The following is a 19,317-nucleotide window of genomic DNA, read 5'->3' on the forward strand; positions in this document are numbered from 1 at the left end:
AGCCGAGCCCCCCGCGAAATCCACGGCCCGACGCGGTTGGCGATGGCGAGCGGCAGCTTGCTCCAGACTGCGACCTGCAGCCGGTATTTGGGATTCAGCGGATTGGCGTCGCGGATCACCGCACCCTCCGCCACGCGGTCATAATAGGTCAGCGGCTGCGGCTCGAATCCCCAATTCTTCTTGAACGCCGCCGCGCCCGTGCCGACCTTCGACCGGCCGAAATCGAACCGGGTACAACCGCGCTCACGCGCATGGCGCATCAGCTCGAAATACATGCGATCATTGGCGCGCAACCGACGCGCCTCCGCCGTGCCGCCGCCCCAATAGGGAAACACCGTCCGCCGCCAGTATAGACTCAACACAGCGGACACTGCCTTACCCCCACGCCGCACCACCAGCACGTCGGCGGCGCTACCAAATTCCTGCAACACTTCCGTGAACAGCGCACGCGGAAAAACGGGGGTACCCAGATTGCGCACGCTTTCGGCATAGACTGCATAGTGCGCGGCTACATCGACGGGATTGCTGCCGATCGTGACGTCGAGCTCGGTGTCGAGTGCCTTGCGCACCTCGGCGCGCTGCTTGCGCGGGATGGCGAGCAGTTCGGCATCGTCATCCTCGGCGAGCGGGCGGACGAACCCCAGATAGTGGCTGTCGTCGACGGTCCATTCCGGCCCAGGCCGCGGCCCGCCGCGGACCTCGACGCTCGGGCAGCTCAACTGCTGCGCCAACGCCCAGCATTCGCCCGCCAGCGCCTCCGCAACTGCAGGCTTGTCGGCAAGGATACCCCCGCCCACGCCGAATCCCGCCGACGCCAGCACTCGCCCGAACAAGGGTGAATGGAGCTCGGTCAGCGGCATTACCCCGACGATCCCGAACTCGCCGCGCTCGGCAATCAGATAATGGTTGCGCTGCCCGCACCCCTTGGCCACCGCCGCGCTCCATGCGGGCAGGTGAAAGGGCGTCGCATCGGGATGCTCATGGACATAGGCACCGATCCGCGCACGATCGATCGTGTCGCTCAGGTCGGCAACGCGCAGCGTCAGCGGGCGCAGCTGGATCGGCGCGTTCACGCCGCCGCCTCCAGCACCGGCACGCTATCCAGCAATGCCGCCTCCGCCGCCGCCACCCGATCGGTGCGGTCCCAGCGATGCGCCGCGAACAGCGCCTGCAATTTCCCCGCCATCGCCCCCAGCCGGCTGTAGTGCCGCAGCTTCGACTTGAGCGGCGCGTTCTCCACACGCGGCTGGCCCGGATCGACCTCCCAGGGATGGAAGTAGAAGATCGCCGGCTGCCCCTGCGCATTCATCGCGCGGATCGCGCCCTGCACGACGCTGCTGGGCAACAGTCGGAAAAACCCGCCCCCGGTCGTCACCTCCCGCCCCAAGAACCGCGCGGTGGTCACCGGCAGCTCGACCAGCTCGCTCCCCGCCACCGGACGATATGCCCGGCGCGGCGCATCGGCCCAGCCATAATGGTCATGGCCGATCGGCGCGACGCTCGACGAATAGGCATAGCCTTCCTCTGCCAGCACCTGATGCGCCCAGGGGGTGCGGACATCGATAGAGAAGCTCGGCGCGCGATATCCGCTCACCTTCTGTCCGGTCGCATCCTCCAGCACCGCGCGCGCGCGGTTGATATCGGCGCGAAACTGTTCCGGCCCCATGGTGAAGACGCGTTGATGGTCCCAGCCATGGCTGGCGACCTCATGCCCCGCATCGGCGATCCGCCGCATCAGCGCGGGATAGCGCTCGGCCACCCAGCCGAGCGTAAAGAATGTCGCCTTGACCCCGCCCTCGCCGAACAGCGCCAACACCTTGTCGGTATTCGCCTCGACACGATGCTCCAGCGACGCCCAGTCGTCGCGCGCGATCACCGTCTCGAACGCGCCGACCTGGAACCAGTCCTCGACATCGACCGAAAGGGCGTTGGCGACCATCGTCAGGCAGCGGCTCCCCGCCGCGTCGGTCGAGCATCCTCGACCTCGATGAAATCGACCATCAGCGTCAGCACGCGACGCAGCGCCGCATCCTGTTCCTCAAGCCGTGCCTCGAGCCGCGCGAGCTGCGCCGCCATCTCGGGGTCGACCACAGGAGCTGACGCCGGTGCAGCCGCAGGAGCCGCCGGAGCGGAAACCTCGCGCCGCAACGCCTCCCGCGCGGCCTGTGCGGCTTCGGGCGGTGCCGGAACCGGAGCGGGTGCCGGTGGCGGTGCCGGGCGCGCCGGAGCCGAAGGTGGCAGCGCCCCGGACAGATCGCCCTCCAGATCGGCGATCACCGCCTCGACATCGGCGCCGGTAAAGCTGGTAATTTCCTCGATCGCGCCGAGCAGCAGCACCCGGCCTGCGAGCAGATTGACCTTGCGCGGAATCCCGCCCGACCAGCGATACATCGCCGCGACCGCATCGTTGGTGAAGCGCGGCTTGCCCCGCCACCCGACGCAGGACAGGCGGTGGATCAGATAGGGCTCGAGCTCGTCCGCGCCCATCGGGTCGAGCTGGTGCATCGCGATCACGCGCTGGCGCAGCTGGTCGAGCCGCGGATCCGACAGTCGCCCGCGAAACTCGGGCTGGCCGAGCAGGAAGATCTGCAGCAGCGGATAGCCGCCCGCCTGGAAATTGGAGAGCATGCGCAGCTCTTCCAGGCTCTCCAGCGGCAGCGCCTGTGCCTCGTCGACGATCAGCAGCGTCCGCCGCCCCTGCCGCGCCACGGCGTGAAGCTGCTTCTCGATTCCCGCGAGCATCTGCGCCTTGGTCAGGTGGGTCGCATCGATGTTCAGCCCTGCCGCAACCATCTGCAACAGGTCTTCGGCCTCGATCTGGGTCGTGACGATCTTGATGACGTGCAGCCGCTCGGGGTCGATCGTCTCCATCAGGTGACCGACCAACGTCGTCTTGCCTGCACCGGGCGCACCGGTGATGACGATGAATCCTTCGCCCTGGCTCAGGCCATAGCCGAGATAGGCCATCGCCTTTTTATGCGTGACGGTATCGAACCAGAAGGCCGGATCCGGCGTCAGCTGGAACGGCCTCCCGCTCAGTCCATAATGGTCGTCGTACATCATGCCATCCCTGGACCAAAAACCTTCAGAAACCGTAGCGAAGGCCGAGCTGCGCCTGCGCCTGGGTGTTGCTTCCCTCCCCTTCGACTTCGAAGGTGGAGATCCCGAGCGAGGCGACCGCGCTCAGCGGGCCGAAATTATGATAGTAGGAGCCGGCCGCGCCTCCGCCCATCACGCCCGGCGCGCCGGCGATGCCGCTCTTGTAATAGTTGATGAACATGTTGCCGTTGACCCCGGACCTGGCGCTCAACGCGCGTGCGGCGAACAGCTGGGCATAATAGGTGTCGTCGCTGCTGCCGGCCAGCACCGAACTACCCGCAGGGACCAGATAGGTCCGGTTGGCATAGCCCGCGCCGAAGCCCAGCGTCGTGCGACCGGCGTTCATCGCCAGCACGCCCGTCACGCCGCGTGCGCGATAGTTGGCGCTGGCGACCGAGCCGAGCGTGTTGGTCAGGCATCCGCCCGCCGCGGTGCCGCTGTCGCCAAAGATGCAGCCGTCAAACTGGTCGCCGAACGCGTCGGTCGGAATGTTGAAGCTGGTCGGCAGCGCCGCAAGGTCGCTCGCCAGCTGGCGGCCAAAGCTCTGGACCGAATCATACACGCCGACCTGCAACCCGGAGCGCCGCGAAATTTGCCACTGGAGCGATCCGGTATAGCTCATCGAATCGTACCGACGGCCCGCCCGCGCCTCCAGCATCAGCCGGGCGTTGGGCTTGTAGATCACGCCCGCGTCCCAGAAGATCCCTTCGATCTCATAAGCGATGCGCGGCGGCGATGCCGGATCGGTGACGAATCGCCCTGCGCCGTCGCGCACGATCGCGCCGGTCCCGTCGCGCAGCGCGTCCTTCTGGGTGATCTCGATTTTCTCGTAACCGACGCCACCGACGACCGCGAGTCCCCGACCGATCGGCAGCACCGCGTCGGCGCGGCCATATTTGCCGTCGAACTTCTGGTCGAGTTGGCTCATCCCCTCGCGCTGCCACGCGCCGGCAACGCTCAGGCCCACGGGCAGGATCGTCCCCGCCTTCACCCCGGCGCGCACCTGCGCCAGATGGTTGGTGGCGCTGTCGAACACGTCGACCGGCGGCGCGGCGGGATCGATCGACGAGATCGAGGGCGCCTCGACCTTGGTATAGCCGAAACGATAGGCAGCGCTGAGGCTCGCCGGGCCGTTGCCGGTGTGGAACGTCGGCCCCCCATAGACCGAATAGACCTGGGCCGTGTTGCGGACATTGCCCGCCAGATTGGTCGGCGCATCGCCGCGCATGTCGCTGCGCGCGCGCGTCGCCAGCGCACCGCCCTCAACGGTAAAGCCCGGCGCGACCTTCACCGCGGCGCGCGCAAGGCCGCTATGGGTGTCCTGATCCGCAAGATTCTTCTGGTAATCTAAGCGGCGCTCATATTTGTACGAAAGCTGCACCTCGACCCGGCGAGTCTGGATCGACGCATCGACCCCCGCGCCGATGGTGGAATAGGTCAGCACCTCGCCCCCGCCCGACAGGTCAGCGACCAGCACCTGCCCCGCATCGACATAGGGGGTGATCTGCTTGCGCTTGTCCTTCGCCATTGCGGGCGCGGACATCAGGGCGGTGACGGCAATGGCCGCAGCGAACAACCTCATTGGTCGGCTTCCCCGTAATAGGCGCCGTAACTCCCGAAGCGGCGGCCATTGGGCTGGATGGAAACACTGTTGAGCAACAACTGGATATGGTCGCACCCGTCGAGCAGCCCGACCGCGTCGCGCAGCTCGCTCTCGCGCGTGCGGTCGGCGCGGACCACCAGCATCACCTGCCCGACATGGCTGGCGAGCGCGCTGGCCGGCGATGCGGCAAGAATCGGGGGCGAATCGAAGATCACGATCCGGCGCGGATTGGCCGCCGCCAGCCCGTCGAGGATTGCATGCGCCCGCGCACTGGCGAGCAATTCGGTATCGGCGACGCTGCGCGTACCGGCCGGTAGCACCGACAGCTGCGGCACATCGGTGTCGATGATGCAGTCCTCGACGTTCGACACCGCACCTGACAGCGCGTCGAGCAGGCCGGGGCCGTCGGGTGCGCCGAGTCGCTGGAGCACGTCGGGCTTGGCGAAATCCGCATCGACCAGCAGGATTTCGACATCCTTCTCTGCGGCCATCGAAAGCGCCAGGTTGATCGCGCAAAACGTCTTGCCGTCGTTCGGCTTGGCCGAGCAGACCAGGATCATCCGCGACCGGTCGTCGGCACCCTCGCCGCCCGTCGCACGGATCTGGCGCGCGGTGGTCAGCAACTGGCGCTTCGCCAGCCGGAATTCCTCGGCCAGCGCGGTCACCGTCGCACCCGGCACCAGCATCCCGTGGTCGGCCAACTTCCGCCGGTCGATCGCGACGCGACGCCGCGCGCCAGCCTGCTGATCGGGCTGAGCGACGGGTGCCACCGCAGGACGCACCAGCGGCGCACGCGGCGCCTCGACCGCACCGAATACGGGAATGTCGTGGCGCGGCTTCGTCGCGGGCGCATGCACAGGAGCGACCTGCTGCGCCGCCTGGCGCTGGACGTGCGCCTGGTGCGCCGCGGCCCGTTCCACCAGCGATCCGCCAAGGCGTTTTGGGGTCTGGTCGTTCATGGCCTGCCCCTCACGCGCTCATGCCGCGCTGGAGCATTTCAAGCCCCAGCAGCGCTACCCATGCGACGACCAATCCTGCGGACGCCGCTGCAAACATCTGGAATCGCTTCCGGCGCAATGCGGTCTGCGCCCCGGTCACGACTTCGCCGATCGAACCGATCACCGGCATCCCGCTCATCTTCTCGAGCCGCGCGGTGGTCGGGAACGTGCCCGCCAACTGGCTGAGGCCGAACGCGACGGCAACGCCGGCGCCTAGTCCGACGATCAGCACGCCGGTCAGCAACAGCGGCCGGTTGGGCGCGGTCGGCGAACGCGGCGCAGTCGGCGGATCGATCACGTTGAACTTGACCGCATCGGCCTGGCCTGCAGCCTGGCTGCGCAATTTCACCTGCTCGCGATCGGCGAGCAGCTTGTCATAGGCGGCCTTCATCACCTGATAGTTGCGGTCGATCTCGGCCTGTTCTTGCGCTGCGGCGGGGTCGCCAGCGATCTTTTGGTCGATCGCGGCCATGTCCGCCTCGATCTGCGCCTTGCGATTGGTCAGCGCGGCAACCTGCGCCGACTTGTCGGCCTGCATCGCGCGCAGGCTCAGGTAGAGCGGGTTGGCGCTCGCCCCCCGCCGCCGCCCGAATAGACCGGCTCGCGTCGCGCCGCGCTCTGCGCCGCCGACAACTGGCTCTTGAGCGCGATGACGTCGGGGTGATTGTCGGTAAAGCCGCGCGCGCGCTTCGGCGAGCTGCCCCTGGATCGCAGACAGCCGCGCCCGCGCCGGCCCGGCCACGGCACCGCCGCCGCCAACGCCCGCGACCGTCGCTGACGTGCCCGCCATCTGACCGTTGACTGCTGCTAGACCGCTCTGCGCCGCCGCCAGTTCCTGATTGACCTGCGCCAGTTGCGCACGCGCCGCCGCCAGCCGCTCGGCAAGCGTGCCGGTCCCGGGCAGCGAGCCAAGATAGCGGGTCTGGAAATCCGCCTTCTTGGCCTCCGCCTCCTGCAATGCCTTCTGACGCTGGGCGAGCTGTTGGTCGAGAAACTGGAGCGACTGGCTCGCCTCGTCGCGGATCGTGCCCAGATTGTCCTCGACAAAGATGTCGATCAGCTTCTGGACGATCGTGCGCGACAACTTGCCGCTGTCCGCCGTCGCGGTGATCTCGAACAGATTATCCTGCTGCGCAGTAATCTTGATCTTCTTCTGCAAACCCGCGACCCGGTCCGCGACATCGCGGTCGGTTGCGACGGTGTTGGCGAGGTCGGTGCCGCGCACGACCTTTTCCAGATTGGTCGCACTCGCCAGCGTGGTGCGGACGCGGTCGATATCCTTCTGCTGTTCCTGCTGGGTTGCGATGCCCTCACCGGGCAGGATCGAACGCAGCTGAACGAAGACGCGCGCGCGGCTCTCATACTGGTTCGGGATCTGCGACACGACGAGCCAGCCCGCCAGGCAGACTGCCCAGGCGACGGCCATGGCAATCCAGCGGCGTTGCCACACGCCGTGAAGTGCCGTCCTGATCTCGTCCCACAATCCCCCCACCGGGCGGTCTCCGTCTGGTTAGAACATGCTCTCGGGAATGATGATCACGTCGCCCGGCTCCAGCCGGACATTCGCGCTGGTGTCGCCATTCTTGAGAAGGTCGGACAGGCGCACCTTGTATTCGCGCTGACGCCCGCTTGCCTTGTCGTAACGGACCAGCCGCGCACGATTGCCTGCGGCGAATTCGCTGAGCCCTCCGACCGCGATCATCGCGTCGAGCAGGGTCATGTTGGCGCGGTAGGGCAGCGACGCGGGCTTTTCGGTCGCACCCACGATTCGGATCTGCTGGCTGAACGTGCCCGAGAAACTCTTGACCACGACCGACACGATCGGATCCTTGATATATTCGCCCAGCGCATATTTGAGGTCGTCGGCCAGCATCGCCGGGGTCTTGCCGACCGCCGGCATGTCGCTCACCAGTGGCGTGGTGATGCGGCCATCCGGGCGGACCTGCACCTCAGCCGACAATTCCTGGTTGCGCCACACGAAGATCTGCAGCGTATCGAGCGGGCCAATGACATATTCCTCGCCCGGACCCTCACGGCTGGCGACGAAGGTTGTCGTGGGCAGCTCCGGACGGTTCCCACCGCCCATACAGCCCGAAAGCGCCGCCGCCATCATCAGCGGAAGCGCCACGCTCTTTCCGGAGTTCCCCAAACGCATCACTCTCGAACCTCCTGACGCCCGTGCAGCCCCGGCGTCCCGGGACAACGTGCACGAACAACCGCTTTGCTATGGCGGCGGGAGGTAAAGATATTGTTAGGAACGACGCCGCTGGCGGCGTGGCGTCACCGTCAGGCGACGATTTCCGCCGCCGGGCCGTGCCCCAGGAACCCTGAGGGACTGGCGCTCGCGCCATAGGCCCCGGCCAGGAACAGCGCGACCACATCCCCCACTTGCGCCGGCGGCAGCGCCACCTTGTCCCCAAGTCGATCGAGCGGGGTGCAGAGCGGGCCAACCACCGAAACCGTTTCGGTTGTCTCCGCGCCCATCCGCCCTGCAATCGCAATCGGGTAATTGCGCCGCACTACTGTGCCGAAATTCCCCGACGCCGCGAGCTGGTGATTGAGTCCGCCGTCACAGATCAGGAAAATCTCGTCCCCGCTGACCTTTCGGTCGACTATCCGGGTCAGATACACGCCGCACTCGCCCGCGATCCACCGCCCCAGCTCGATCGCATAGGCTTGATCCGGCTCCAGCACATCCGCCAGCCGTTCGCCGACCAGCGCGATATCGACGGCAGTATCGCCCGAAAAATATGGGATGCCGAACCCGCCGCCGAGATTGACCAACGGTGCTTTCGCTCCCGCCGCCTCCGCCAGTTCCCGCGCCAGCCCCGCCGTCGCCGCCTGCGTCTCGCAGATCGCGTCGCTGTCCAGCGCCTGCGACCCGGCAAAGATATGGAACCCGCGCCAGTCCGCGCCCGCCGCGATCAATCGCTTCACCAGCGTCGGCACGCGGTCTGCGTCGATCCCGAACGGCGACGGTCGCCCGCCCATCTTCATGCCCGAACCCTTGAGCTCGAACGACGGATTGACCCGCACCGCCAGCTTGGGCGTCACACCCAACCGGTCACCTATCGCCAGCGCGCGATCCGCCTCGCCCTCGGACTCAAGGTTCAGCGTCGCCCCAGCAACGATCGCAGCCTCCAGCTCCGCATCGCGCTTGCCCGGTCCGGCGAAGCTGATGTGACTCGCATCCTTGACCGCCAGCGCCTTGGCCAGCTCGCCTCCCGACGCTACATCCAGCCCGCCGACCAGCGGAGAAACTGCTTGCAGAAACGCTGGTAACGGATTGGCCTTGATCGCAAAATGAATTTCGACCGCACCCGGCAACGCCGCCCGCAGCTGCCCGACCCGCTCGCGCACGATTGACGCGTCATAGACGAACAGCGGCGTCCCCGCCTGCGCCACCCAGTCGCCCGCCGACCGCCCAGCGATCCGCAACTCCCCGCTCTGCCCCGCAAAATAGGGCGGGATCGGTCCCATCGGCTTCATGCCAGCATCTCCGCCTTCAACCCGCTCCGGTCGAGCTTCCCATTCGCATTGCGCGGCAGTTCGTCGCGCCACACATAGCGCGTGGGCTGCATGAAGGCGGGCAATTCACGCCGCAACCGCTCGCGCAACGCCGCCTCCGCCGCGTCCGCCTCGCCCCGCGCCACCGCGATCACCACCACCGCCTGCCCCAGCCGCGCGTCAGGAACGCCCAAAGCTACCGCCTCCCGCGCCTCGCCCCCGGCCAGCACCGCCTCTTCGACCTCGGTCGGGCTGATCCGGTTACCCGAGGATTTGATCATCTCGTCATCGCGCCCGACAAAGCGCAGCAGCCCGTCTGCGCCCTCGACCACCGTATCCCCCGAAAAGACCGCCATCCCGCCATAACTGGACCCCGCCGGCGCAGGCTTGAACCGCAACGCAGTCCGCTCCGCATCCTGCCAATAGCCTTGAGCGACCAGCGGTCCGGCATGGACTAGCTCCCCCGCCTCGCCCGGTGCCGCGCGCGTCCCATCGGGGCGCACCACCAGAATCTCCGCGAACGGAATTGCCCGCCCCATCGACTCCGGGTGCGCATCGACCAACGAAGGGTCGAGATAAGTCGACCGAAACGCCTCGGTCAGCCCATACATCGGGAACAGCGCTGCCCCAGGAAACCGCGCCCGCAACCCGCGCACCATGCCAATGGTCAGCGCCCCGCCCGAATTGGTCAGCCGCTTCAGCTTCGCCGCCACCGCCTCCGGCCACTCCGCCTCCAGCAACTGCGTCCACAGCGGCGGCACCCCTGCAATCGTGGTGGCGTCATGCCGGTCCACCGCCTTGATCACGTCGCGCGCGGTCAGATAATCGAGCGGGATCACCCGCCCCCCGCGGCCCAGGTCGACAGCAGCTGGTTCTGCCCATAATCGAAGCTCAGCGGCAGCACGCCCAGCACGCGATCCTCAGGCGTCACCTTCAGATAATGCGCCACGGTGATCGCACCGAGCCACATGTTCGCATGGCTCAGCATCACCCCCTTGGGCCGCCCCGTCGATCCCGACGTATACAGGATCGCCGCCAAGGCATTCGGATCACGCTTCGAGTAGTCCAGCCCCGCGCCCGCCAGCGGCGCATCGGCGTCGAACACGACGCGGCACCCCTCGGGCACATCGCCGTCCTCCAGCGTCCCCGCCCGCGCGCTTTGCGTCAGCAACAGCCGCGCCCCGCTATCGGCCAGGATATGCGCCACCTGCGCGCGCTTGAGCACCGGATTGACCGGCACATGCACCAGTCCCGCCCGCGCCGCCGCCAGCGGCATCACGCACGCATGGCGCGTCTTGGGCAGCCAGGTCGCGACGCGATCCCCGGCGTTCAGCCCCCGCGCCCGTAACCACAGCGCCAGCGCCGCCACAGCAGCCTCGAGCTCTGCATAGCTCAACGTCCCCGCGCGATCCTCCAGCGCAACCGCGTCGGGAGCACCGCGCGTCGTCAGCGCGTCGATCGGATAGGGCGTCGGGTCCAGTTCAACCATCGCGTCTGCATATCCCGCATCGGTTAACGATACAGTGTCTATTCCCACCCTACTTGGCATAGCGGCGTCCAGCCGGTAACGGGCGCGAAAACAACCGGGGATTTGGGGCCGTGCAGCCTGACGGATATCATGAGGTCGAAGAAGCTGTGCGCGGCGTATTGCGCGACGTGCTGGGCATCGACGCCGCCCGCGCCGCGACCTTTACGGAGGCGACGCCCTTGTTCGGCGCGCTCCCCGAACTCGATCCGATGGCGGTCGCCGGCGTGCTGACCGAGATCGAAGACCGCCTCGGCATCATCATCGACGACGACGAAGTCGATGGCGACATGCTCGAAACCTTCGGCGCGCTGGTCCAGTTCGCCGCGTCCAAGGCGCTGACCTGATCCGCGCGACCAGCTACGATTGGGCCGGGGGCCGCGAAGCGATGCTCCGCTTCGGCCCCGACACCGGCCCGGTCGTCGTCGTCGCGCTCCCCCTGTTCGAAGAAGCCAACCGCACCCGCGCCTTTGCGGTGAGCATCCTGCGCGCGCTGGCGGAGCGCGGCATTGCCGGGGCGCTGCCCGACTTGCCAGGGCAAGGCGAGAGCCTGACGCCAACGCACCAAACCGATCTCGCCAAATTGGGCGCAGGCTTCGCCGCCGCAGTCGCCAGCCTCGCCACGCCCATCTTCACCCTCGCCATCCGCAGCGGCGCCCTGCTCGACGCCGACGCGCAGGTTACCTCCCGCTACCACCTCTCCCCGATGACCGGCGCAGACCTGCGCCGCGAACTCGTCCGCGCCCGCCAGGCCTCGGCCCGCGAATCCGGCGAGAACTTCGACCCGACCAGCCTCGACACCGCAACCGACCCGGTCGAACTCGCGGGCAACCTCATCAATCCCGCGCTGCTCGCCCAGCTCACCAACGCCACGCCGTCACTCGAGCAAACCCGCACGGTCCGCCTCGCCACCGAAGCCAAGCCCGCCGACGCCAAGCTCCCCGGCAGCCCGCTCTGGCGCCGCGCCGAGCCCGATAACGACCCCGCCTTCGCGAAAGCCGTCGCCGACGACATCGCAGAGTGGATCGCCACATGCGTCGCCTGACACACTTCCAATGCGCCGGCGAAACCCTCGCCGCCACGCTCGACGAAGCCGCGGGCACCACCGGCCTGCTGATCGTCTCGGGCGGCAATGAAATCCGCATCGGCGCACATCGCGGCATGGCCGAACTCGGTGCCATCATCGCCGCATCGGGGCATCCGGTATTCCGCTACGACCGTCGCGGGATCGGCGATTCATCCGGCGAAAACAACAGCTTCGAATCCACCGCGCAGGATATTTGTGAAGCCGCCGCCGCCTTCCGACGTGAAGTGCCCCAGCTCACCCGCATCGTCGCCTTCGGCAATTGCGACGCCGCCAGCGCGCTGATCCTCTTCCACGCCGGTGCACCCATCGACGCGCTGATCCTCACCAACCCCTGGACGATCGAACCCGGCGCGGACGGCAACGACCTCCCCCCGCCGCCGCAATCCGATCACGCTATATCGAAAAGCTCAAAAACCCCCGCGAACTGCTTCGCCTGCTCACCGGAGGCGTCAATATCCGTAAACTTTTCAGTGGCTTGGCCAAGGCATCCGCCAAACAGTCTCAGCCGCCGACCAGCCTCCCCGCGCGCCTCGCGGCATCGCTGGCGGTCGCAAAAGCCCCGGTCACGATCCTCCTCGCCGAACGCGACAACACCGCCCTCGCCTTCGCCGATCACTGGAAGAGCGCAGCCTTCACCCCCGCCCGCGCCCGCCACACCCTCACCACCTGCCCCACCGACAGCCACAGCTTCGCGCGACCGCAGGACAAGGCATGGCTGACCGATCAGGTACGCGCCGCACTCCGGCCCGAATAAGTTAGGGTGCCTCTCCCAAGGGTGCTATGCTGCCAGCGGGCAGCTTTTACCCATTCTTCAATTGCCTGGACGTCGCTACCCGGGGATGGATCGCTCACCGCGAACCTCCGGCCTTTTTGGGCCATGCCAATGGATTCCGCGCCGTCACCGTCATCGACCCCCAACAGCCTGGGGATCGCGCTGGTCATCTCGTCCGCCACGCCGCTGCTCTTGCTGGGCAAGGATTTGGTCGTCGAGGCCGCGAGCCGATCCTTCTGCAGCGCCTTCGAACTCGACCCGGCACAGGTCGTGGGCCTGGAATTGTCCGCGCTCGGCCATGGTGAATGGGCCGCGCCACAGCTTCGCTCGCTGCTCTGTGCGACGATGACCGGCAGTGCCGCGATCGACGCCTATGAGATGGATCTGGTCCGCATCGGCCGACCGACCTTATGCCTGATCCTGAACGCACACCTGCTCGAACATGATGGTGCTGACAAACGCCAGATGGCGCTGGCGGTGCTCGATGTCACCGCGATCCGTCAGGCGAAGAAGGCAAAGGCGGATGCCGAGCGCGAAAAGGACATCTTGCTCCGCGAGTTACAGCACCGCGTCGCGAACAGCCTCCAGATCATCGCCAGCGTGCTGATGCAGAGCGCCCGGCGCGTCCAGTCTGACGAGGCGCGGCTGCACCTCCACGACGCCCACCACCGCGTCATGTCGATCGCCACACTCCAGCGCCAGTTGGCGGTGGGCACACCGGGCGACGTCAAGCTGCGATCCTATCTCAACGATCTGTGCGAGAGCATCGGCGCATCGATGATCTTCGACCACAATCTGACGCGAATCGACGTCATCGTCGATGACAGCAGCACCAGCGCCGACATATCGGTCAGCCTCGGCCTGATCGTCACCGAACTGGTCATCAACGCGCTCAAACACGCCTTCCCAGACCGCACCACACCCGGCTGCATCACCGTCGAATATTGGAGTCGCCCGACGGGGTGGAAACTCACCGTGTCCGACGACGGCATCGGCATGCCCACCGGCAGCGAAGCAAAGAAATCGGGCCTTGGCACCGGCATCGTCGACGCGCTGTCAAACCAGCTCGACGCCACCGTCATCGTGACGGACACCGCCCCCGGCACGCGGGTGGCGATCACGCATCTGGGGAAGGTCTAGCCGCGCAGGCTGCCCCAACTCGATCGTCGCCCCGGCCTTGAGCCGGAGCTGGGCTTCCCAGTGAACCGCACGAGACAGCCCGGCCCCAGGTCAGGCCCGGGGCGACGAGGTGAATGGTGGGGCTTTCCTACAACATGTCGAAACGCGCATAGACTGATCGATGCGCCACCGACTCGCCCTAGCCTGCATGGATCGCCGAGGAAGGCGCGCGCTCGCGCGTGACAACCCGCCTATTCTGTCAGCTTCGTCACCCAATGCTGACAGAATCGCCCGCGTTGCCCTGAACTTCGTCAGTTTCCCCGGGTCACGCCGCGACGTGCGCAACCGCCTCGAAGTCCGCCTCGGCCAGAAAGCGCTCAGCATCCAGCGCCGCCATACAACCGGTGCCCGCCGCGGTGATCGCCTGGCGATAGACCTTGTCCATCACGTCGCCGCACGCGAACACGCCGGGCACGCTGGTGCGCGTCGTCCCCGTTTCGACGGTGATATAGCTGTCGGCGTCCAGCTCCAGATGCCCACGGAACAGCTCGGTCGCCGGGTGATGGCCGATCGCGACAAAGCCGCCCTCGACATCTATGCTCGACTCTTCGCCGGTGACGGTGTCGCGCAGCTTCAGCGCCACCAGCCCCTCGGGGTCGCCGCCGCCGACGAACTCCACCACTTCCTTGTTCCACAGTGTCTTGACCTTGGGGTTGGCGAACAACCGCTCCTGCAGGATCTTCTCGGCGCGCAGCGTGTCGCGGCGGTGGATCAGCGTGACGTCATGGCTGTGGTTGGTCAGGTACAGCGCCTCTTCGACCGCAGTATTGCCGCCGCCGATCACCGCGACCTTCTTGCCGCGATAGAAAAATCCGTCGCAGGTCGCACAGGCCGACGCGCCCTTGCCCTTCATCGCCTCTTCGCTGTCGAGGCCCAGCCACTTGGCCTGCGCGCCCGTCGCGATCACCAACGTATCGCCCGAATAGACGGTGCCGCCGTCGCCGATCAGGCGGAACGGACGGCTGGTCAGATCGACCTCGACGATCGTGTCGTACATCATCTGCGCGCCGACATGCTCGGCCTGGGCCTGCATCTCCTGCATCAGCCACGGCCCCTGGATCACCTCGCGAAAGCCGGGATAATTCTCGACATCGGTGGTGGTCATCAGCTGTCCGCCGGGCTGGATGCCCTGCACCACGATCGGCGCAAGGCCGGCGCGCGCGCCATAGATGGCGGCGGACAGGCCGGCGGGGCCGGAACCGAGGATCAGCATGCGGGTCGAGTGGGTGGCGGTCATTCTCAAATCCTGTTGCAGCCCCTGAACGGGGTGGCGGTGCCGCATCTAGGGGGTCGGCACCGCCGATGGCAACATGGGTGGTGTACGCCGCGCCGCCAGCAAAGCGATTCTGTTGTGGACGAAAGCCGGTTGAAGCCGCGCGTCGGGCTGGGCAGACTGGCGGCATGACACTCCGCCGCACCCTGCTCGCCGCAGCCCTGCTGCTCCCGTTCCCCGCACTGGCGCAGACCGCCGCGCCTGCACCGACTCCCACACCGACGCCCGCGCCGAAACCGGCAACGCAGAAAGTGGCGCTGGACACCAGCTTCGGGCGCATCGTGCTGGAACTGGAGACCGAGCGTGCGCCGATCACCGCCCGCAATTTCCTGCGCTATGCCGATCAGAAGCGGCTCGACGGCATCGCCTTTTATCGGACGGTCAAGGTCGCCGACAAATTCGGGTTCATTCAGTTCGGGATCGACAACGATCCCAAGCGCATACTGCCGCCGATCAAGCATGAGCCGACCACGGTGACCGGGGTGAAGCACGTAAATGGCGCGATCAGCACCGCCCGCCTCGCTCCCGGCACCGCGCGGGGCGAGTTCACGATCAGCGTCGGGGATCAGCCCTCGCTCGATGCCGATCCGTCGAAACCCGGCGACAATCTCGGCTATGCCGCGTTCGGCAAGGTGGTCGAGGGGATGGATGTGGTGTGGAAGATTCTCGACGCCCCGACCTCACCCACTGCGGGCGAAGGCGTGATGAAGGGGCAGATGCTCAGCCCCAGGATCAAGATTTTGAAGGTGTCGCGCGTGCCTTAGAACGCGCTGAACAGGATCAGGACGAACAGCCAGAAGAGGAGTGAACCGCACACGACCATCAGGAAGCCCGCGCCGGCGGGCATGGCGTCGTCCACTTGATCGACCCCGATCAGTTCGCGGTCATCCGCGGCGGCGATCTCGCGATAAGAGGGCATGGCAACTCTCCACTGGATGTTGCCACACTGCCTTGTTGGGACCGCAGCGGCCATATCGGGAAAGTGCGATGGGGATCTCTACGGGGGTCGGCATTAACCCCGAAGCGCGACCTGGGCCGCGCTTCGGGGTGCCCGATCACTGGGCCGGCTTGACCTCAAGCCCAGTCCACTTGGCCGCAAAGGCCCAGAGGTCGGAGGTTTCCTCGATCACCTTGTCGGTCGGCTTGCCCGAACCGTGGCCGGCGCGGGTCTCGATGCGGACGAGGTGCGGCTTGGGGCCGATATCCGCCGCCTGCAGCGCGGCGGTGTATTTGAAGGTGTGCCCCGGCACCACGCGGTCGTCGGTATCGGCGGTGGTGGCGAGGATCGCGGGATAGGTCTTGCCCGACGCGATGTTGTGATAGGGAGAATAGCTGCGCAGGATCTTCCAGTCGGCTTCCTTCGACGGATAGCCATAGTCGTCGACCCAGTACCGCCCGGCAGTCCAGCGGTCGAAGCGGAGCATGTCCATCACGCCGACCGCCGGCATCGCCGCCGCGAACAGATCCGGGCGCTGATTGACCACCGCGCCGACCAGAAGGCCGCCGTTCGATCCGCCCTGAATTGCAAGGCCGTCCTTCTTGGTGATCCCCTGAGCGATCAGATACTCGCCCGCCGCGATGAAGTCGTCGAACACATTCTGCTTGTTCTTGAGGCGCCCGCCGTCGTGCCACGCCTTACCATATTCGCCGCCGCCACGGATGTTGGCGAGGACGAACACCCCGCCCTGCTCCATCCACGCCAGCCGCGCGGCGCTGAACGCCGGGCCATAACTGATGTTGAACCCGCCATAGGCCCAGAGCAGCGTCGGTGCGGGACCGGTCACGTCCTTGCGCTTGACCACGAACATCGGGACCTTGGTCCCGTCCTTCGAGGTGAAGAAGCGCTGCTCGACGCCATATTTGCTCGGGTCGAACGCGACCTTGGGCTTGGCCCATTCGGTCGCCTTGCCGGTCTTGACGTCGTAGCGATAGACGGTGGTCGGCATGTTGAAGCTGGTGAAGGCGTAGAAGGCTTCGTTCTCGTCCGGATCGCCGGTGAAGCCCGCGACGCTGCCGATGCCGGGCGTCGCGACCTTGCCCAGCAATTTCCCGTCGAGCGAATAGCGGCGCATCTCGTCCTTGGCATCGACCAGATAGCTGACGAACAGCTGGCCGCCGACGATCCCGGCTCCCTCCATCGTCGCCGCATCCTCGGGGATCAGGTCGGTCGCGACCGGATTGGCCGCGGCGACGTCCATCGTCACCACCTTCTTGCGCGACGCGCCCTTGTCGGTGGTCCAGAAGAACTTGCTGCCGATATTGCCGGCGAGGCTCCACTCATTCTCCAGCCCCTTGACGATCGTCCGCGGCCTGGCGGCAGGGTCCTTGAGGTTCAGGATCGTGATCTCGTAGCGGTTGTCGGTCCCCTCGGTCGTGGTGATGACCAGCCAGCCGCCGTCATCGGTAACCTGCGCGAAATGGCCGCGCTTGGGCGTTTCGGGGGTCGCGTAGATCAGCTTGTCGGCGTCCTGCGACGTACCGAGCTTGTGGAAATAGACCGCCTGATTCTCGTTCAGCGCCTGGAAGGTCTCGCCCTCCTTCACCGCCGGGAAGCGCGAATAATAGAAGCCGCTATTGTCCTTTGCCCAGGCAAGGTTGCTGAACTTGATCCACTTGACCTCGTCGTCCAGCGTCTTGCCGGTGGCGACGTCGAGCACCTTGACGGTGCGCCAGTCCGACCCACCGTCCTGAATGCCATAGACCAGCAGCTTGCCATCCTCCGACGGCACCCATTCGGACAGCGCCGTCGCGCCGTCCTTGGCCCAGCCATTGGGGTCGATCAGCACGCGGCCCGGAGCGTCGAGGCTATCGCGGACCCACAGCACCGACTGGTTCTGAAGCCCGCTATTGTGGCTGTAGAAATAGCGATTGCCCTTGCGGGTCGGGACGCCGAAGCGTTCGTAATCGAACAGCTGCTTGATCCGCGCCTTGAACACATCGCGGCCGGGCAAGGTGTCGAGATAGGCGTCGGTCACCTTATTCTGTGCCGCGACCCAATCCGCCACTTCCTTGTCGTTGCGGACGTCGTTTTCGAGCCAGCGATATGGGTCGGCGACCTTCTCCCCGAAGCTCTCGTCGACGACATCGACGCGGCGGGTGTCGGGATAGGCGATCGGGGCGGTCATGGTCGGCGCGGACTCCGGGCTGGCGGCGGCGATGGGGGTAACGAACAACAGCGGCAGGGCGAGAATCGACGCGCGGCGCATTGGTATCTCCTGAAACGGAAGCGCCTTACCCTATTGCTACACCGTGCCGGGTCAAGCGGGCGTTCCGACGATGCTGACATAAAAGAGGGGGTTTTCGACCAACTGCACCGCGACGCGACGGGTTTGCGACCGTGACGCGCCAGACTGACAACGCGGACGCGACACTGGGGCGACAGTCGCGCGACGAAGACGCGACAGTTACGCGACAACCTTACAGAGCGGACCAGGTGGGGAATCGGATCATCGACCAGCGTAGATCAGAAGAAATCCAACATTTGAAGCCCGCGCGTCAGGCAAAGGCGATCAGCGCGCTTTCATAGCTGACCCAGCTCATCACCATCAGCGGGATGGTCGCGAAGGCGATCGCCACCGCGCTGCTTGCTCCATGTCCGCTCGTCCGTTTCATCTGAACCTCCTGCGCCACATTGTTTGCAGGGCGCGTGCCAATCCGGCGATCGGCGGATTTCCGTCGGTTCTGCCGTTAAGCGGTAGATGGGAAGTCGGACGCCACGCCAAAGTTCAGTGATTCTTACGGTGGCGCAACATTAGCTTGGGGCGGCGGAGCATGGCAGGATGGCGGGGATGATCCTATCTGCCCTGATCCTCGCGACGACGCCGCAAGCCGATCCTGCCGCCGATGCCAGCGCGTGTATCCACGCGGTCCCGCCCGCCAGCGGGACGATCGGAACGCTCGAAAATCGCTGCACCGACCGGCTGGTGGTGTTCATGTGCGTGACCGGGCCGCCATCGCGGGAGCGCGCGACCTATTTCGACTGCGCCAAGGGACAGGTCGGCAGCTATGATGTGAAGGCCCTGGGCAGCGCGCCCGCGATCTTTGCCGGGGCGCGGCGGTTGCACATGTTCGCGTGCCGGTTTCCGCAGTTTCTGCCGCGCGATGTGCGGTATTTTCACGGGCGGGGGCTGCGGGGGACGTGTCGGTAGCCCTCGGCAACGTGCAAGAAGAAGAAGAAGAAGAAGACCCTCCCCAACCCCTCCCGCAAGCGGGAGGGGCTAAGAAGAAGGCAGGCGCTAACAAAGAGAAGGGGCGGCCGCACCGTCGTGCGACCG

Annotated in this window: 17 protein-coding genes and 2 pseudogenes; 6 read left to right on the forward strand and 13 right to left on the reverse strand. The window is 66.4% G+C overall.

Going from position 1 to position 19,317, the window contains the following annotated elements; translation table 11 throughout:
• Positions 1–8: 8 nt before the first annotated feature.
• From LRS08_RS00875 to LRS08_RS00915, 9 genes and pseudogenes are all read right to left on the reverse strand, one after another.
• Positions 9–1,073 (reverse strand): annotated as a pseudogene (locus LRS08_RS00875) (FemAB family XrtA/PEP-CTERM system-associated protein); the annotation flags it as partial.
• Complete coding sequence (locus LRS08_RS00880; protein ID WP_260481224.1) at positions 1,070–1,939, reverse strand: XrtA system polysaccharide deacetylase; 870 nt, start codon at positions 1,937–1,939, stop codon at positions 1,070–1,072. The gene LRS08_RS00880 and the pseudogene LRS08_RS00875, both read right to left, overlap by 4 nt.
• 2 nt (positions 1,940–1,941) lie before the next feature.
• The gene (locus LRS08_RS00885; RefSeq protein WP_260481630.1) at positions 1,942–3,060 is read right to left on the reverse strand and encodes an AAA family ATPase; all 1,119 of its coding nucleotides are present in this window, start codon (positions 3,058–3,060) and stop codon (positions 1,942–1,944) included.
• A 25-nt stretch (positions 3,061–3,085) separates the two neighbouring features.
• Positions 3,086–4,642: a hypothetical protein gene (locus tag LRS08_RS00890; protein WP_257845308.1), complete on the reverse strand. Its 1,557-nt coding sequence runs from the start codon at positions 4,640–4,642 to the stop codon at positions 3,086–3,088.
• 35 nt (positions 4,643–4,677) lie between these two features.
• Positions 4,678–5,661 (reverse strand): AAA family ATPase, encoded by a 984-nt coding sequence (locus LRS08_RS00895; RefSeq protein WP_257845307.1) that lies wholly within the window; start codon positions 5,659–5,661, stop codon positions 4,678–4,680.
• 10 nt (positions 5,662–5,671) lie between these two features.
• Positions 5,672–7,192, reverse strand: a complete 1,521-nt coding sequence (locus LRS08_RS00900; RefSeq protein ID WP_260481225.1) for an XrtA system polysaccharide chain length determinant — start codon at positions 7,190–7,192, stop codon at positions 5,672–5,674.
• Positions 7,193–7,210: 18 nt separating this feature from the next.
• Positions 7,211–7,855: an XrtA/PEP-CTERM system exopolysaccharide export protein gene (locus LRS08_RS00905; protein WP_257845306.1), complete on the reverse strand. Its 645-nt coding sequence runs from the start codon at positions 7,853–7,855 to the stop codon at positions 7,211–7,213.
• Between the two features lie 131 nt (positions 7,856–7,986).
• The gene (locus tag LRS08_RS00910; protein WP_257845305.1) at positions 7,987–9,189 is read right to left on the reverse strand and encodes a pyridoxal-dependent decarboxylase, exosortase A system-associated; all 1,203 of its coding nucleotides are present in this window, start codon (positions 9,187–9,189) and stop codon (positions 7,987–7,989) included.
• Positions 9,186–10,696, reverse strand: a pseudogene (locus LRS08_RS00915) (acyl-CoA ligase (AMP-forming), exosortase A system-associated). The gene LRS08_RS00910 and the pseudogene LRS08_RS00915 overlap by 4 nt, the downstream one beginning before the upstream one ends.
• 110 nt (positions 10,697–10,806) lie before the next feature.
• On the opposite strand from LRS08_RS00915, the gene LRS08_RS00920 reads away from it, so the two are divergent.
• Positions 10,807–11,079 (forward strand): acyl carrier protein, encoded by a 273-nt coding sequence (locus LRS08_RS00920; protein ID WP_260481226.1) that lies wholly within the window; start codon positions 10,807–10,809, stop codon positions 11,077–11,079.
• Positions 11,080–11,120: 41 nt separating this feature from the next.
• On the forward strand, positions 11,121–11,777 hold the full coding sequence (locus LRS08_RS00925) for a hypothetical protein (protein ID WP_257845302.1): 657 nt from the start codon (positions 11,121–11,123) through the stop codon (positions 11,775–11,777).
• A gap of 191 nt (positions 11,778–11,968) precedes the next feature.
• Here LRS08_RS00925 and LRS08_RS19965 read toward each other — a convergent pair whose 3' ends face one another.
• Positions 11,969–12,211, reverse strand: a complete 243-nt coding sequence (locus LRS08_RS19965) for a hypothetical protein (protein ID WP_312026639.1) — start codon at positions 12,209–12,211, stop codon at positions 11,969–11,971.
• 83 nt (positions 12,212–12,294) lie between these two features.
• On the opposite strand from LRS08_RS19965, the gene LRS08_RS19970 reads away from it, so the two are divergent.
• Together LRS08_RS19970 and LRS08_RS00935 are read left to right on the forward strand one after the other, a co-directional pair.
• Entirely contained in the window at positions 12,295–12,573 is a 279-nt protein-coding gene (locus LRS08_RS19970; RefSeq protein ID WP_312026640.1) for a hypothetical protein, read from the forward strand.
• Positions 12,574–12,696: 123 nt separating this feature from the next.
• Positions 12,697–13,731 (forward strand): sensor histidine kinase, encoded by a 1,035-nt coding sequence (locus LRS08_RS00935; RefSeq protein WP_260481227.1) that lies wholly within the window; start codon positions 12,697–12,699, stop codon positions 13,729–13,731.
• A gap of 304 nt (positions 13,732–14,035) precedes the next feature.
• Here LRS08_RS00935 and trxB read toward each other — a convergent pair whose 3' ends face one another.
• Positions 14,036–15,007, reverse strand: coding sequence for a thioredoxin-disulfide reductase (gene trxB, locus LRS08_RS00940; RefSeq protein ID WP_257845300.1), 972 nt, complete (start codon positions 15,005–15,007; stop codon positions 14,036–14,038).
• 164 nt (positions 15,008–15,171) lie between these two features.
• Here trxB and LRS08_RS00945 point away from each other — a divergent pair, with 164 nt between their 5' ends.
• Positions 15,172–15,807: a peptidylprolyl isomerase gene (locus tag LRS08_RS00945; protein ID WP_257845299.1), complete on the forward strand. Its 636-nt coding sequence runs from the start codon at positions 15,172–15,174 to the stop codon at positions 15,805–15,807.
• Here the strand turns inward: LRS08_RS00945 and LRS08_RS00950 are convergent.
• Complete coding sequence (locus LRS08_RS00950; RefSeq protein ID WP_257845298.1) at positions 15,804–15,962, reverse strand: hypothetical protein; 159 nt, start codon at positions 15,960–15,962, stop codon at positions 15,804–15,806. The genes LRS08_RS00945 and LRS08_RS00950 overlap by 4 nt on opposite strands.
• A gap of 136 nt (positions 15,963–16,098) precedes the next feature.
• Positions 16,099–18,249, reverse strand: coding sequence for a prolyl oligopeptidase family protein (locus LRS08_RS00955; RefSeq protein WP_257845297.1), 2,151 nt, complete (start codon positions 18,247–18,249; stop codon positions 16,099–16,101).
• Positions 18,250–18,831: 582 nt separating this feature from the next.
• Here LRS08_RS00955 and LRS08_RS00960 point away from each other — a divergent pair.
• Positions 18,832–19,191: a hypothetical protein gene (locus LRS08_RS00960; protein ID WP_257845296.1), complete on the forward strand. Its 360-nt coding sequence runs from the start codon at positions 18,832–18,834 to the stop codon at positions 19,189–19,191.
• Positions 19,192–19,317: the final 126 nt, after the last annotated feature.

The organism is Sphingomonas sp. J315 (assembly GCF_024666595.1).
Classification (GTDB): Bacteria; Pseudomonadota; Alphaproteobacteria; order Sphingomonadales; family Sphingomonadaceae; genus Sphingomonas.

What these genes read in the sequence shown, in the direction of transcription:
- LRS08_RS00880 (WP_260481224.1), bottom strand. Translation starts at nt 1,939, where the DNA reads ATGGTCGCCAACGCCCTTTCGGTCGATGTCGAGGACTGGTTCCAGGTC.
- LRS08_RS00885 (WP_260481630.1), bottom strand. Translation starts at nt 3,060, where the DNA reads ATGTACGACGACCATTATGGACTGAGCGGGAGGCCGTTCCAGCTGACG.
- LRS08_RS00890 (WP_257845308.1), bottom strand. Translation starts at nt 4,642, where the DNA reads ATGTCCGCGCCCGCAATGGCGAAGGACAAGCGCAAGCAGATCACCCCC.
- LRS08_RS00895 (WP_257845307.1), bottom strand. Translation starts at nt 5,661, where the DNA reads ATGAACGACCAGACCCCAAAACGCCTTGGCGGATCGCTGGTGGAACGG.
- LRS08_RS00905 (WP_257845306.1), bottom strand. Translation starts at nt 7,855, where the DNA reads ATGCGTTTGGGGAACTCCGGAAAGAGCGTGGCGCTTCCGCTGATGATG.
- LRS08_RS00910 (WP_257845305.1), bottom strand. Translation starts at nt 9,189, where the DNA reads ATGAAGCCGATGGGACCGATCCCGCCCTATTTTGCGGGGCAGAGCGGG.
- LRS08_RS00925 (WP_257845302.1), top strand. Translation starts at nt 11,121, where the DNA reads ATGCTCCGCTTCGGCCCCGACACCGGCCCGGTCGTCGTCGTCGCGCTC.
- LRS08_RS00935 (WP_260481227.1), top strand. Translation starts at nt 12,697, where the DNA reads ATGCCAATGGATTCCGCGCCGTCACCGTCATCGACCCCCAACAGCCTG.
- trxB (WP_257845300.1), bottom strand. Translation starts at nt 15,007, where the DNA reads ATGACCGCCACCCACTCGACCCGCATGCTGATCCTCGGTTCCGGCCCC.
- LRS08_RS00945 (WP_257845299.1), top strand. Translation starts at nt 15,172, where the DNA reads ATGACACTCCGCCGCACCCTGCTCGCCGCAGCCCTGCTGCTCCCGTTC.
- LRS08_RS00950 (WP_257845298.1), bottom strand. Translation starts at nt 15,962, where the DNA reads ATGCCCTCTTATCGCGAGATCGCCGCCGCGGATGACCGCGAACTGATC.
- LRS08_RS00955 (WP_257845297.1), bottom strand. Translation starts at nt 18,249, where the DNA reads ATGCGCCGCGCGTCGATTCTCGCCCTGCCGCTGTTGTTCGTTACCCCC.
- LRS08_RS00960 (WP_257845296.1), top strand. Translation starts at nt 18,832, where the DNA reads ATGATCCTATCTGCCCTGATCCTCGCGACGACGCCGCAAGCCGATCCT.